Raw genomic sequence first — 13741 nt, 5'->3', positions numbered from 1 at the left:
AAGTTTATTTTGTAATAATACATAACTAAAATTTTATATAAACCCTCTTAATATAATACCATGTATTCTAATTATTCTTATATATTTTAAATTATTTCCTCAATCTAACTATTATATATAATATTTTTCAAAAATAAAACCCCCTATATATTAGGAGGTTTGTTTTTATTATTGCTTTTTATATTCTATTACAAGCCTTCTATATGGATCTACACCTTCACTATAAGTTTTTACAAACTTATCATTTTGTAGTGTTGAGTGAATTATTCTTCTCTCATATGGATTCATATAATCTAGCTTCTTAGTTTTTCTAGTCTTAGCTACTTCTCTAGCTACCTTATTTGCATATCTTATTAAAGAATCTTCTCTCTTTGATCTATAGTTTTCTATATCAATAAGAATTTTACAATGTGAATCTTTATTTGCTTTATTTAATGCTAGTCCTGCTAAAAATTGTATAGAATCTAAAGTTTCCCCTCTTCTTCCAATTAAGCAAGCTGCATCTTTTCCTGTTATATTAACCTTTATAACGTTTTTCTCTTGTCTAATATCTATCTGTGCATCTATATTTAGGTTATTTATTATATTTAATATAAAACCTTTAGCTACATCGATATCTGTTAGATCTTGTTTTGTTTCAATTTTAATATCAGTGTTAATATCCACTTCTTTTATAACTTCTTCTTTTTTCTTAATAGTTATTTTGTATATACCATCTTTACTTCCTATTAATCCTAGGAATCCTTTTGTTGGTTCTTTAATAACTTCTACTTCAATGTCTTCTCTACTTACGCTAAACTGTCCTAAAGCTTTTGATATTGCATCATCAATATTTTTACTTTTTATTTCTAGGCTTTGTTTCATCTACTACACCCTCCCCAGAATTAGCAAGCTTAGCTTTTAATGGATTCATTATTAAGTAGTATTGAGCTAATTGGAATAAGTTACTTACAGTCCAGTATAATGCAAGACCAGCTGGGAAACTTATACCCCACCAAACCATCATAGCTGACATAAAATATGTCATAAATTTCATAGACCCTTGTTGTTGGTCTTTTGGTATAGTTAACATTTGTGTTATTAATGTTGTTGCACCAGCTAAAATAGCTATTATTAATGTTTTATCTGGTGATGATAAAGATGGCATCCATAAAAACCCTGTATCTGCAGCTTTTTGTGCAGCATTACTAGCAAAAACTCCATATGTAACTGGATTTCTTAATACATTATAAAGACCTATTAATATAGGAAATTGTATTAATAATGGTAAACATCCTGCCATTGGATTTATTTTAGCTTCTTGATATACTTTCATTATCTCTTGATTTTGTTTTTCTGGTTTACTCTTATACTTTTCTTGTATTTCTTTTATCTTTGGCTGTATATCTTGCATAGCCTTCATAGATTTTGTTTGCTTTATTGTTAGTGGTAATAATAATATTTTTACAAATACAGTAAATAATACTATCGCTAAACCATAGTTAGTCACAAATTCTAATATAAATTTAAGAACTTGTCCTAATAAGTTACTAATTAAATTCAATTTTAGTACCTCCCAAAGTGTCTTTTTCACTTAAAATTATTTTAGAGGATCATATCCTCCAGGATGGAAAGGGTGACACTTTAATATCCTTCTTATAGCTAAATAAGACCCTTTTAGTGCCCCATATTTTTTTAAAGCTTCTATTGCATACTGAGAGCAAGTAGGATAAAACCTACAAGTAGGTCCTTTTAAAGGAGATATGTATTTTTGATAAAACCTTACTATATATATACAAATCTTTGTTGCATAAACATTTATATTCTTTAGTAAGTTATATAATTGATTCAATTTAATCCCCCATATCTTCTAACCCTCATTATTAAGCTTAGCTTTTTTTACTAAACTTTTAATTGACTTCTCTATATCACTATACTCAGCATCTTTACTAGATATTCTAGCTATAAATACTAGATCATATCCACTTTTTATACTTTGATCACAATTTAACCTAAAACTTTCTCTTATTCTTCTTTTTACTTTATTTCTAATATTGGCTTTACCTACCTTCTTAGAAACAGAAAATCCTACTCTATTAAAGTCTGATTTATTATCCAATATATACATTACTAAGTATTTATTTGCAAAAGATTTGCCGTGTTTGTATACTTTTCTAAAATCAGAGTCTTTTTTTATACCTTTAGTATTCTTGAAATCCATACTAAATCCTCCTAAAACACAGCTTTAAATTTATAATTTTTTACACAAAAAGGCTACTTTTCAGCAGCCTTTTTTTAAAATTAATGAGTTAATCTCTTTCTTCCTTTAGCTCTTCTTCTTTTTAGAACATTTTTTCCATTAGAAGTTTTCATTCTCTTTCTAAATCCATGCTCTTTCTTTCTTTGTCTTTTCTTTGGCTGATAAGTTCTTTTCATTTTTTGCACCGCCTTTCAAGATTGTTTTTTCCGTTTATAAAAATAATAACTTTACCCTCAAAGTAAGCATAACACGTACAATTATAAATCCTTTTAAGCTGATTGTCAACGTATTTTTGACGTAGTTTTAGCAACCTTTTTGAGGATTGCGGCTAAGTTAATTTTGTTGACTTTTTTATCAACAAACCGTTAATTTTGTGGATAAATTGTATATAAATCATTGAAGTTTGACATATATTCTGATATTATAAATATACTTGTTGATAATGTTCATAAAAATTATTAACATATTAAATTTATTCACAAGTTGTGGATAAAAATGTGCATAACTTTTAATGTAAAAGATAATACTTTTGTTATAACCTATATTTTTATTATTATTGATATTATTTATAACTTTATATACATATTGTTTATATTTTCTATAAATTATTAGGTCTTTTTTATTTTTTACAGTTTATCCACATATTTATCCATATTTTTTTTGCATAAAAATGATTTTTTAAATAAATTATAAATTTTGTTAATAACTTTGTGGAAAATGTTAATTATTTCGTTCGGAGGTTTTAAATTATGGATATAGTTTCTTTATGGGATAAGACATTACAACTTATAAAAGGTGAATTATCACCCCCTAGTTTTAATGCCTTTTTCAAACAAATTAAGCCATTACAAATACAATCAAATACACTAATACTATTAGTTCCAAATGACTTCACAAAAGGAATATTAGAAGATAGATATCTAAATCTAATTGAAAGTTCTGTAAATCAGCTTTCTTTAAAAAAATATAATATTCAATTTGTCCTAAGTGAAAATGAAGTTAAAGGTTTAGATAAAGACCACAATATAGAAGAAGATAATAAATCTAAAAAGAACTATCCTAATCTAAATCCTAAATATACTTTTGACACATTTGTTATTGGAAATAGTAATCGTTTTGCACATGCTGCTTGTGTTGCTGTAGCAGAAGCTCCAGCTAGAGCTTATAATCCATTATTTTTATATGGTGGAGTTGGACTTGGAAAAACACATCTTATGCATGCAATAGGTCATCATATAATGGAGCAAAAAAAAGACCCAAAAGTAGTTTATGTATCATCTGAAAAGTTTACAAATGAGCTTATAAACTCTATTAAAGATGATAGAAATGAAGAATTTAGAAACAAATATAGAAATGTAGACGTTCTTTTAATAGATGACATTCAATTTATAGCAGGAAAAGAAAGAACTCAAGAAGAGTTCTTCCATACATTCAATTCATTACACGAAGCTAATAAGCAAATAATTATTTCTAGCGATAGACCACCTAAAGAAATACCTACTTTAGAAGATAGACTTCGCTCAAGATTTGAAATGGGTCTTATAACTGATATTCAAGCTCCTGATTTTGAAACTAGAATGGCTATACTTAGAAAGAAAGCCCAAATGGAAAATATAGATGTTCCTAATGAAGTTACAGTTTACATAGCAAAAAATATAAAATCAAATATAAGAGAACTAGAAGGTGCGCTTACACGAGTTGTTGCATATAGTTCACTTACTAATAGAACCATATCTTTTGAATTAGCATCTGAAGCTTTAAAAGATATAATAACAACTTCTAAACATGAAGAAATAACTGTAAACAGAATAAAAGAAAAAGTATCTTCTGTTTTTTCGGTTAAAATGGAAGATTTTAATTCTAAAAAAAGAACAAGATCCATTTCTTATCCAAGACAGGTAGCAATGTATTTATCTCGTGAACTTACGGACTTATCTTTACCTAAAATAGGAGAAGAATTTGGCGGAAGAGATCATACAACTGTTATTCATGCCCATGATAAGATAGCTAAAGATATAGAAAACAATGAAGACTTTAAAGAAAAGGTAAATAAAATTATATTAGATTTAAAAGGGTAAATTATAAACAATACATATGTGGATATCATCTTAATTAAATGTATATATATTTTTTTGCAACAAATATATACAGATTATCCTACAAAAAAACACAAAGATATTAACATTTTTTACACATGTTGATATCTTTGTATTTATTTTGATTCAGATACTTATCCACATTATCAACATCACCTACTATTATTACTACTAAGTTTTTTAATTTATTTTTGTATATAATCACTTAAGGAGGTTATCCACAATGAAGATAATTTGTAATCAAAAAATACTTGCACATAAAATAGGAATTGTTCAAAAAGCTATTAACGGAAAAACAACTTTAGAGCTTTTAAAGGGAATATTATTAACAGCAAAAGATAATACTGTTAACCTAACAGGATATGATTTAGAAATAGGAATAGATACTTATGCACAAGCAGAAGTTATAGAAGAAGGAGAAATAGTAATTAATTCTAGACTTTTTGGGGATATTATAAGAAAATTACCTGATACTTTTGTTGAAATAGAAACAGATTCAGACAATAATGTTTATATAAACTGTTTAAATTCAAGATTTAAGATAAAAGGTGATTCGGCAGATGAATATCCAAGATTACCAGACGTACATAAAAATGAGTTATACGATATACCTCAAGATTTACTAAAAAATATGATAAAACAAACTGTTTTTGCAATTTCTCAAGATCAGACTAAACCGATACTAATGGGTGAATTATTAGAAATAGTTGATGGAAATATAAGCTTAGTTGCTATTGATGGGTACAGACTAGCTGTAAGATCAAGCGAAATAAACAATATGATGGATAATATAAAAGTTATAATTCCTGGAAAAACACTTCATGATGTAAATGGTTTACTTTCATCAGAAGACAATTCTATAAAAATAGGATTTGATGAGAAAAATGCTATTTTTATAATTAACGAAACAAAAATAATAACTAGATTACTAGAAGGGGACTTTATAGATTATAAAAAACTTCTTCCTAGAGAATATGGCGTTAGAGCTAAGGTAAATACTAAAGAATTACTAAATAGTATAGAAAGAGCATCATTACTTTCACAATCAGAAAAGAATAACTTAATAAAATTATCGATAAGAGATAATTCAATGGCTATAACTTCTAATACTGAAAGAGGTAATGTTTATGAAGAAGTATCGATAGAACTAGAAGGAGATTATTTAGATATAGCTTTTAACTCTAGATATTTCTTAGATGCACTTAAGGTAATAGATAGTGAAGAAATATTTATAGAGTTTACAACAAATGTAAATCCTTGCATTATAAAGCCAACAGATGGAACAAAATATACTTATTTATTACTTCCAGTAAGAATATCTTCTAATATATAAATTAAAATTAAACCCAACTGAAAAAGTTGGGTTTTTATGATATAATATATTTTTAAGTATATGTTAACAATTAAGAGTATAAGAAATTTTTTAATATATATTTGATATAATGAAAGGAGGAAAAATCAATGATTGAAATAACTATAGATTCTGAATTTATAAAATTAGATCAATTTTTGAAACTAGTAGATATAGCATCTACAGGTGGACATGCAAAGTTCTTAATTCAAGAAGGTCTAGTAAAGGTTAACGGAGAAATAGAAACTAGAAGAGGTAAAAAATTAAGATCAAATGATATTGTCGAAGTAGAAGGAAATAAAATAAAGATACTATAAAAGGGGTGCCCTTTGTGTATTTAAATGGCTTAAATTTAATTAATTTTAGAAATTATGAGGCTCTATATTTAGAGTTTAATCCAAAAATAAATTTACTTATAGGGAAAAACGGACAAGGTAAAACAAATATTATAGAGGCTATATACTTACTATCATTTGGAAAATCTTTTAGAACAAATAAAGACAAAGAACTTATTAAATTTGAAAGTGAAAACTTATACATAGGTGGAAACTTTACAAAACATGATAGAAAGAGTCTAATAGAAATAGGAATTGGTAAAAATAATAAAAAAGGTATAAAAATAAACAAAATAAATATAGAAAAGATATATGAATTATTAGGAAATTTAAACGTGGTTATATTTTCGCCTGAGGACTTAAGACTTGTAAAAGAAGGTCCTAAGGAGCGAAGAGTGTTTATAGACAAAGAGATAAGTCAAATTATTCCTAGATACTACAATTATCTTACAAACTATAACAAAATATTATTTCAAAGAAATAAACTATTAAAAAGTAGCTATGTAGACATGGATTTAGTAACAGTTTATGATGAAAGCTTGGCTAGATATGGTAGTTATATATACATTTTAAGACGAGATTTTATAAAGAAAATAGCATCTATATCAAGTAAAATGCACAAAAAGCTTACCAATGAATTAGAAGAGTTAACAATAAAGTATAAAAATCAAATAAATATTACCGAAGATGATACTGTAGAGACAGTATATGAAAAATTTATAAAAAAGCTTAAAGAAGGCCGTCAGCATGATATAGATACTAGAACTACTAGATATGGAATTCATAAAGATGATTTATTAATTTGTATAAATGGTTTAGATGTTAGGCTTTATGGATCACAAGGACAGCAGAGAACAGCTTCTATTTCATTGAAACTTTCAGAAATAGAGTTAATAAATAATGAAGTTGGAGAGTATCCAATTTTATTGTTAGATGATATTTTTAGTGAATTAGATGAAACTAGGCAAAAGTTGCTAGTAGACAATTTAGACAAAGTTCAGATGTTTATAACAACAGCAGAAGCTTCTCACAAAAAGATATTTAATACTGAGAATACTACTATTTTCAATATTGAAAAAGGAAATGTAATTAGTATAGAGAATGGAGGGAACTAGATGAAACAAGAATACGGTGCAAGTCAGATACAGGTATTAGAAGGATTAGAACCTGTAAGAAAAAGACCTGGTATGTACATTGGGTCAACAGGACCTAGAGGTTTACATCATTTAGTTTATGAAATTGTGGACAACAGTATAGACGAAGCTCTAGCTGGATTTTGTTCAGATATATATGTTTCTATAAATGAAGATGGAAGCATATTAGTAAAGGATAATGGTAGAGGTATACCTGTAGAAGTTCATCCAAAGACTGGGAAATCTACATTAGAGACAGTTTTAACTGTATTACATGCCGGAGGTAAATTCGGTGGTGGAGGTTATAAGGTTTCTGGTGGTCTTCACGGAGTTGGGGTTTCTGTAGTTAATGCATTATCAGAATGGTTAGTTGCAGAAGTTCATAAAGATGGAAAAGTTTATAGACAAAGATATGAAAAAGGTGTTTCAACTTCAGAGATAAAAGTTGTAGGAGAAACTAATGTAACAGGAACTATAATACAGTTTAAACCAGATGCAACTATATTTGATGAGGTTGAATATAAGTATGAAACACTAGAACATAGATTAAGAGAATTAGCATTTTTAAATAAAGGTGTTAAGATAGTTTTAGAAGATAAAAGAGAAGGAAGAGAAAAGAAAAAAGAATTCCACTATGAGGGTGGTTTAATAGAGTTTGTTAAACACTTAAATAAGACTAAAACTGGAATTCATCCTGATATAGTTTATATAGAGAAAAAAGTAAAAGATTACATGGTTGAAGTAGCTTTACAGTATACTGATGGTTATACAGAGAACATATATTCTTTTGCAAATAATATAAATACTCACGAAGGTGGTACTCATTTAAGTGGATTTAAAACTGCTATGACTAAAGTAGTTAATGATTACGCTAGAAAAAATGGAATATTAAAAGAAAAAGATTCAAACCTTTTAGGTGAAGATATAAGAGAAGGTCTTACAGCTGTTATATCTGTTAAGCTTCCAGAACCTCAATTTGAAGGTCAAACTAAAACTAAATTAGGAAATACTGCAGTAAGAGGAGTAGTAGATAGCGTAACTGTTGAAGAAATAGGAGCATTCTTAGAAGAAAATCCTACAACAGCTAGAATTATAGTTGATAAAGCTTTAAGAGCTCAAAGAGCAAGAGAAGCAGCTAAAAAAGCAAGAGAATTAACTAGAAGAAAAAGTGTACTAGAAAGCACATCTTTACCAGGGAAATTAGCTGACTGTGCTGAAAAAGATCCTGAGAAAAGTGAAATATTCTTAGTCGAAGGGGATTCTGCAGGAGGTTCTGCTAAGCAAGGTAGAGATAGACATATACAAGCTATATTACCACTAAGAGGTAAAATACTTAATGTTGAAAAATCTAGACTAGATAAAATATTATCTTCAGAAGAAATAAGAAATATGATAACTGCATTTGGATGTAGTGTAGGTGAAGACTTTGATTTAGAAAAAGTTAGATATCATAAAATTGTAATAATGACCGATGCCGATGTTGATGGTGCGCACATAAGAACATTACTTCTTACATTCTTCTTTAGATATATGAGACCTCTTATAGAGAACGGATATGTTTACATAGCACAACCACCTCTATACAAAGTTAAAAAACAAAAGAAAGAATACTATGTATATTCAGATAAAGAATTAAATGTTTTACTTGAGCAACTTGGAAGAACTGGAATAGAACTTCAAAGATACAAAGGTCTTGGAGAAATGAACGCAGAACAGCTTTGGGAAACAACTATGAATCCTGAAACTAGAACTTTATTACAAGTATCTATAGAAGATGCTTCTATGGCAGATGAAATATTCTCAATGCTTATGGGTGATAAAGTAGCTCCAAGAAAAGAGTTTATAGAAGAAAATGCAAGATTCGTTAGAAACTTAGATATATAAGAGAGGGGATGAATATCAATGGAAGAAAATAATAGAATACTCCCTATTGAAATAGGTAAGGAGATGAAAAATTCGTATATTGATTATGCGATGAGTGTTATAGCTGGACGTGCCCTTCCCGATGTAAGAGATGGACTTAAACCAGTTCATAGAAGAATATTATATTCAATGAGCGAGTTAAATTTAACACCAGATAAACCATATAGAAAGTCTGCACGTATTGTTGGGGACGTTCTAGGGAAATACCATCCACATGGAGATAGTGCAGTTTATTTAGCAATGGTAAGAATGGCACAAGATTTCTCTACTAGAGGACTTTTAGTAGATGGACATGGTAACTTTGGTTCTATAGATGGTGACTCACCAGCTGCAATGCGTTATACTGAAGCTAGAATGAGTAAGTTAGCTCTTGAGTTATTAAGAGATATAGATAAAGAGACTATAGATTTTATACCAAACTTTGATGAATCTTTAAAGGAGCCATCAGTATTACCATCTAGATTTCCAAACCTTTTAGTAAATGGATCTAACGGTATAGCTGTTGGTATGGCAACATCTATACCACCTCATAACCTAGGAGAGGTAATAGATGCAACAATACATCTTATAGACAATGAAGAATGTAGCGTTGAAGATTTAATACAATTTATACAAGGACCGGACTTCCCTACTTCTGGGATAATAATGGGTAAAGAAAATATTTCTGAAGCTTATAGAACAGGAAGAGGAAAAGTTAAGGTTAGAGCTAGAGCATACATAGAAGAACTAGCTAAAGGTAAGCAACAAATAGTTGTAACTGAAATACCATATCAAGTAAATAAAGCTAAGTTAGTTGAAAAAATAGCTGAATTAGTTAAGGATAAAAAACTTGAAGGAATTTCAGATTTAAGAGATGAGAGTAACAGAAATGGTATGAGAATAGTTATAGAGCTTAAGAGAGATGCTAATGCAAATATAGTATTAAATAAGCTTTACAAACACTCTCAAATGGAAGATACATTTAGTATAATAATGCTAGCTTTAGTTAATGGTGAACCTAAAGTATTAAACTTAAAGCAAGTTTTATATCACTATGTACAACATCAAAAGGATGTAGTTACAAGAAGAACTAAGTTCGACTTAAATAAAGCTGAAGCAAGAGCTCATATATTAGAAGGATTAAGAATCGCGCTAGATAACTTAGATGAAGTTATAAAGCTTATAAGAGGATCTAAAACTACTCAAGAAGCTAAAGAAGGACTAATGAATAGATTTAATCTTTCAGAAGTACAAGCTCAAGCTATCTTAGATATGAGATTACAAAGACTTACAGGTTTAGAAAGAGACAAGATAGAAGCTGAGTATGAAGAGCTTCTTAAGAAAATAAATAGATTAAGAGAAATATTAAGTGATGAAAGATTACTTTTAAATGTTATAAAACAAGAATTATCAATAATAAAAGAAAATTATGCTGATGAAAGAAGAACTGAGATAAGACATGCTGAAGGCGAAATAGATATGAGAGACCTTATAGAAAATGAAGAAGTAGCCGTAACTCTTACTCACTTTGGATATATAAAGAGAATGCCTATAGATACTTATAAGAGTCAAAATAGAGGTGGAAGAGGTATATCAGCACTTACTACTAGAGAAGAGGACTTTATAAAAGAATTAATAACTACTCAAACTCATAGTAGATTATTATTCTTCACGAATAAAGGTAGAGTATATAGATTAAATGCATATGAAATACCAGAAGCTAAGAGACAAGCTAAAGGTTCTGCTATAGTTAACTTATTACAATTAAATAGCGATGAAAAGATTGCAACTATGATTTCTATTGATGACACTAGCGATGCTCAATACTTATTATTAGCAACTAAAAATGGAATAGTTAAGAAAACTAAACGTGAAGAATTTAAAAATATAAACAAATCAGGATTAATAGCAATTGGATTAAGAGAAGATGATGAATTAATTGATGTTAGAGTAACTGACGGAAGTGAAGATGTTATATTAGTTACAAAAGATGGTATGTCTATAAGATTTGATGAAAATGATATAAGACATATGGGTAGAACAGCTATGGGAGTTAAAGGAATAACTCTAAATAAAGATGATAAAGTCGTAGCTATGAACCTTTGTAGTGAAGGAACAGATTTATTAGTTGTTAGTGAAAATGGATTTGGTAAGAGAACATCAATTGAGGAATATAGAGCTCAAATAAGAGCGGGTAAAGGTATAAAAACTTATAATATAGCAGATAAAACAGGATATATTGTTGGAGCTCAGATGGTAAATGAAGACGATGAGATGATGATAATAAATTCTGATGGTGTATTAATAAGATTAAGAGTAAATGAAATATCTTTATTTGGAAGAGTAACAAGTGGTGTTAAGCTTATGAAGACTGATGATGAAGTAAATGTAGTATCAATTGCTAAGATAGAGATGGAAGAATAGGGTGTACAAACCCTATTCTTTTTGCATAATTATGGATATAATAAATATATAAATACGAAAGGAGATATCATTTATGAGCAAAAATAAAGGTAAATATTTTTTATTTGGATCGATAATTGGATTTTTACTAGGTTTATTTTTAGCGCCTAAAAAAGGATCTGAGTTAAGAAAAGAAGCTAAAGAAAAAATGGATGAGATAAAAGACAATCCGAGAGAAGTTTTAGATGGAACCATAGAAACTGTAAAAAATAAAATTTCTAATATAGTGGAAGACTGTGATATTAACGATGTAAATATAGTTGAAGATGAAATAATAATAAGTAAGACTTTTGAAGAAGAGGGAGATAATATATAATGGATGCAGTGGGATGGCAAATAGGAGCTATTTTATTTGGTGTATCAGCATTAATAATTGCAATATATTTAGCTAAATTAATAAATAGTGCAACTAAAGTTGTTGAGAAAACATACAAAATAGTCGATTATAATGAAAGATACATCCACGAAACTATAGAAAATGTTGCAGCTATTACAAAAAGCACAGAGGATATAGTAGGTTTAGCTAGCGGAATAACTAATATAACAAAAGCATTTAAATTTTTCAGAAAGTAAATAAGGAGGTATAGTTATGTCTGTAAATATTGAATCAAGATTAGATAGTAATTTTTGGAATGTAGGAATAAATGGAGAGCTAGATGTAGCTGGAGCTGATAAGGTAAAAGAACATCTTAATGGGTTAATAGAAGAGAAACCAATGGATTTAAAGATTGATTTTACAAATTTAGAATACATAGATTCTACAGGTCTAGGAGCTCTTATTGGTGTACTTAAAAGATTAAAAGTAAATGAAAAGGATATATATATAGTAAACGCTAGAAAAAATGTAAAAAAAATATTTACGATAACAGGACTAGACAAAATATTTAAAGTGGAGGGATAAGTTTTGGAGCGAGAAACTATAAAAATGGAAGTTACAGCCAATCCAGAATATGTAAGTATCATAAGGTTAACAGTATCTGGATTAGCTAATAAAGTAGGCTTTTCTTTAGACGATATAGAAGATATAAAAGTAGCTGTATCAGAAGCATGTACAAATGCTATAAAGCATAGTTTAGACGATAAATTTTTAGTTCAATTTACTATATTAGATAATGGATTAGCAATAGAAGTACAAGATAAAGGCAAAGGATATGATGTTGATTCATTACAAGAACCTGATTTAGCAAATCCAAAAGAAGGCGGACTAGGATTATTTATAATTAAAACGCTAATGGACGAAGTTAATACAGTATCTAATACTGATGAAGGTACAACAATCAAAATGACTAAATATTTAGGAGTTGGTATTTAATGAGGAACGTAGCTAATGCTACAAGCTATATGGATATGACAACTAAAGAATTGTTTAATATATATAGCAAAGACAAAAACGTAGAAATAAGAAATATTCTTATAGAAAGACATATGTATTTAGCAAATATACTATCTAAAAAATACATTAACAAGGGTGTAGATTTTGATGATATATATCAAGTTGCATCTTTAGCATTAATATATGCAATAGATAGATATGATATTGAAAAAGGCTATGAGTTCTCAAGTTTTGCAACACCTACAATAATAGGTGAGATTAAAAAATACTTTAGAGATAAAGTATGGACAGTTAAAGTACCAAGAAGAATACAAGAATTAAGTAAAAAAATAAGTGAGGCTAAATTATTTTTAGAACAAAAAAATAAAAGAAGCCCAAAAGCTATAGACATAGCTAATTACCTAGAGTGTAGTGAAGAAGATGTTTTAGAAGCAATAGAAGCTTCTTATGGATATCAGCCAATGTCATTAGATACATCTAGTAATGATGATTCAGATGATAAAGAAATAACACTTAAAGATAAAATTGGACAAGAAGAAACTAGTTTCGGAAATATAGAAAATATGGATTTTATAAATAAATTCATAGAAACTTTAAATGAACTAGAAGTTAAAATTTTCAAAGATAGATTCTTTTTAGATAAGACTCAGTCAATTATAGCTAAGGAATTAGAGATATCTCAAATGACTGTATCTAGGCTAGAAAGAAAGATAATTGAAAAATTAAAAAAAGAATATGAAAAGAATTTGTAAAAAAATAAAAAAATTTGATAAAAAGTGTTGACTTACTGTTTGAAAGGTAGTATAGTATTACTTGTCCTTAAGAAAAGGGCGAGAAAATAAATGAACTTTGAAAATTAAACAGTAGGTTAATTATAAAAATTCTTTTT

The 13741-nt window shown here is 28.3% G+C and carries 16 protein-coding genes; 11 read left to right on the top strand and 5 right to left on the bottom strand.

Annotated elements, in window-relative coordinates; translation table 11 throughout:
• Positions 1 to 168: 168 nt before the first annotated feature.
• The 5 genes from jag to rpmH all read right to left on the bottom strand — a co-directional run bounded on the left by jag (position 169) and on the right by rpmH (position 2415).
• Positions 169 to 864, bottom strand: coding sequence for an RNA-binding cell elongation regulator Jag/EloR (gene jag / locus ABFX13_RS10115; protein WP_346045580.1), 696 nt, complete (start codon positions 862 to 864; stop codon positions 169 to 171).
• Complete coding sequence (locus ABFX13_RS10110; protein ID WP_346045578.1) at positions 836 to 1543, bottom strand: YidC/Oxa1 family membrane protein insertase; 708 nt, start codon at positions 1541 to 1543, stop codon at positions 836 to 838. Before ABFX13_RS10110 ends, jag begins: the two co-directional genes overlap by 29 nt.
• A gap of 36 nt (positions 1544 to 1579) precedes the next feature.
• On the bottom strand, positions 1580 to 1801 hold the full coding sequence (gene yidD, locus ABFX13_RS10105; RefSeq protein WP_330677287.1) for a membrane protein insertion efficiency factor YidD: 222 nt from the start codon (positions 1799 to 1801) through the stop codon (positions 1580 to 1582).
• A gap of 48 nt (positions 1802 to 1849) precedes the next feature.
• Positions 1850 to 2200, bottom strand: coding sequence for a ribonuclease P protein component (gene rnpA, locus ABFX13_RS10100; RefSeq protein ID WP_346045575.1), 351 nt, complete (start codon positions 2198 to 2200; stop codon positions 1850 to 1852).
• Between the two features lie 80 nt (positions 2201 to 2280).
• Complete coding sequence (rpmH, locus tag ABFX13_RS10095) at positions 2281 to 2415, bottom strand: 50S ribosomal protein L34 (protein WP_021428024.1); 135 nt, start codon at positions 2413 to 2415, stop codon at positions 2281 to 2283.
• 573 nt (positions 2416 to 2988) lie between these two features.
• Here rpmH and dnaA point away from each other — a divergent pair.
• From dnaA to ABFX13_RS10040, 11 genes are all read left to right on the top strand, one after another.
• Positions 2989 to 4317 carry a chromosomal replication initiator protein DnaA gene (gene dnaA / locus ABFX13_RS10090; RefSeq protein ID WP_346045573.1) on the top strand — a complete coding sequence of 443 codons (1329 nt, stop codon included), beginning with the start codon at positions 2989 to 2991 and terminating at the stop codon, positions 4315 to 4317.
• Between the two features lie 241 nt (positions 4318 to 4558).
• Positions 4559 to 5668 (top strand): DNA polymerase III subunit beta, encoded by a 1110-nt coding sequence (gene dnaN / locus ABFX13_RS10085; RefSeq protein ID WP_346045570.1) that lies wholly within the window; start codon positions 4559 to 4561, stop codon positions 5666 to 5668.
• A 128-nt stretch (positions 5669 to 5796) separates the two neighbouring features.
• The gene (gene yaaA, locus ABFX13_RS10080; protein ID WP_147547670.1) at positions 5797 to 6003 is read left to right on the top strand and encodes a S4 domain-containing protein YaaA; all 207 of its coding nucleotides are present in this window, start codon (positions 5797 to 5799) and stop codon (positions 6001 to 6003) included.
• Between the two features lie 14 nt (positions 6004 to 6017).
• The gene (gene recF, locus ABFX13_RS10075) at positions 6018 to 7136 is read left to right on the top strand and encodes a DNA replication/repair protein RecF (RefSeq protein ID WP_346045565.1); all 1119 of its coding nucleotides are present in this window, start codon (positions 6018 to 6020) and stop codon (positions 7134 to 7136) included.
• Positions 7137 to 9038, top strand: a complete 1902-nt coding sequence (gene gyrB, locus ABFX13_RS10070; protein WP_147547674.1) for a DNA topoisomerase (ATP-hydrolyzing) subunit B — start codon at positions 7137 to 7139, stop codon at positions 9036 to 9038. It abuts the gene before it with no gap.
• Positions 9039 to 9056: 18 nt separating this feature from the next.
• On the top strand, positions 9057 to 11480 hold the full coding sequence (gene gyrA / locus ABFX13_RS10065; protein ID WP_187006690.1) for a DNA gyrase subunit A: 2424 nt from the start codon (positions 9057 to 9059) through the stop codon (positions 11478 to 11480).
• 73 nt (positions 11481 to 11553) lie between these two features.
• Complete coding sequence (locus ABFX13_RS10060; RefSeq protein WP_346045563.1) at positions 11554 to 11835, top strand: YtxH domain-containing protein; 282 nt, start codon at positions 11554 to 11556, stop codon at positions 11833 to 11835.
• Positions 11835 to 12092 (top strand): DUF948 domain-containing protein, encoded by a 258-nt coding sequence (locus ABFX13_RS10055; RefSeq protein WP_346045561.1) that lies wholly within the window; start codon positions 11835 to 11837, stop codon positions 12090 to 12092. Before ABFX13_RS10060 ends, ABFX13_RS10055 begins: the two co-directional genes overlap by 1 nt.
• A 16-nt stretch (positions 12093 to 12108) precedes the next feature.
• Positions 12109 to 12420, top strand: a complete 312-nt coding sequence (locus ABFX13_RS10050) for an STAS domain-containing protein (protein WP_346045559.1) — start codon at positions 12109 to 12111, stop codon at positions 12418 to 12420.
• 3 nt (positions 12421 to 12423) lie between these two features.
• The gene (gene rsbW / locus ABFX13_RS10045; RefSeq protein WP_346045557.1) at positions 12424 to 12831 is read left to right on the top strand and encodes an anti-sigma B factor RsbW; all 408 of its coding nucleotides are present in this window, start codon (positions 12424 to 12426) and stop codon (positions 12829 to 12831) included.
• Positions 12831 to 13604, top strand: a complete 774-nt coding sequence (locus tag ABFX13_RS10040) for a SigB/SigF/SigG family RNA polymerase sigma factor (protein ID WP_346045555.1) — start codon at positions 12831 to 12833, stop codon at positions 13602 to 13604. Before rsbW ends, ABFX13_RS10040 begins: the two co-directional genes overlap by 1 nt.
• The last annotated feature ends 137 nt before the right edge of the window (positions 13605 to 13741 follow it).

Origin of the sequence: Paraclostridium tenue, assembly GCF_039521565.1 — a bacterium.
GTDB lineage: Bacteria > Bacillota > Clostridia > Peptostreptococcales > Peptostreptococcaceae > Paraclostridium > Paraclostridium tenue.
Note: the sequence above shows the minus strand (reverse complement) of the source record. Positions and strands in the feature narration are given on the sequence as shown.

What these genes read in the sequence shown, in the direction of transcription:
- jag (WP_346045580.1), bottom strand. Translation starts at nt 864, where the DNA reads ATGAAACAAAGCCTAGAAATAAAAAGTAAAAATATTGATGATGCAATA.
- rnpA (WP_346045575.1), bottom strand. Translation starts at nt 2,200, where the DNA reads ATGGATTTCAAGAATACTAAAGGTATAAAAAAAGACTCTGATTTTAGA.
- rpmH (WP_021428024.1), bottom strand. Translation starts at nt 2,415, where the DNA reads ATGAAAAGAACTTATCAGCCAAAGAAAAGACAAAGAAAGAAAGAGCAT.
- dnaA (WP_346045573.1), top strand. Translation starts at nt 2,989, where the DNA reads ATGGATATAGTTTCTTTATGGGATAAGACATTACAACTTATAAAAGGT.
- dnaN (WP_346045570.1), top strand. Translation starts at nt 4,559, where the DNA reads ATGAAGATAATTTGTAATCAAAAAATACTTGCACATAAAATAGGAATT.
- yaaA (WP_147547670.1), top strand. Translation starts at nt 5,797, where the DNA reads ATGATTGAAATAACTATAGATTCTGAATTTATAAAATTAGATCAATTT.
- gyrB (WP_147547674.1), top strand. Translation starts at nt 7,137, where the DNA reads ATGAAACAAGAATACGGTGCAAGTCAGATACAGGTATTAGAAGGATTA.
- gyrA (WP_187006690.1), top strand. Translation starts at nt 9,057, where the DNA reads ATGGAAGAAAATAATAGAATACTCCCTATTGAAATAGGTAAGGAGATG.
- ABFX13_RS10060 (WP_346045563.1), top strand. Translation starts at nt 11,554, where the DNA reads ATGAGCAAAAATAAAGGTAAATATTTTTTATTTGGATCGATAATTGGA.
- ABFX13_RS10055 (WP_346045561.1), top strand. Translation starts at nt 11,835, where the DNA reads ATGGATGCAGTGGGATGGCAAATAGGAGCTATTTTATTTGGTGTATCA.
- ABFX13_RS10050 (WP_346045559.1), top strand. Translation starts at nt 12,109, where the DNA reads ATGTCTGTAAATATTGAATCAAGATTAGATAGTAATTTTTGGAATGTA.
- ABFX13_RS10040 (WP_346045555.1), top strand. Translation starts at nt 12,831, where the DNA reads ATGAGGAACGTAGCTAATGCTACAAGCTATATGGATATGACAACTAAA.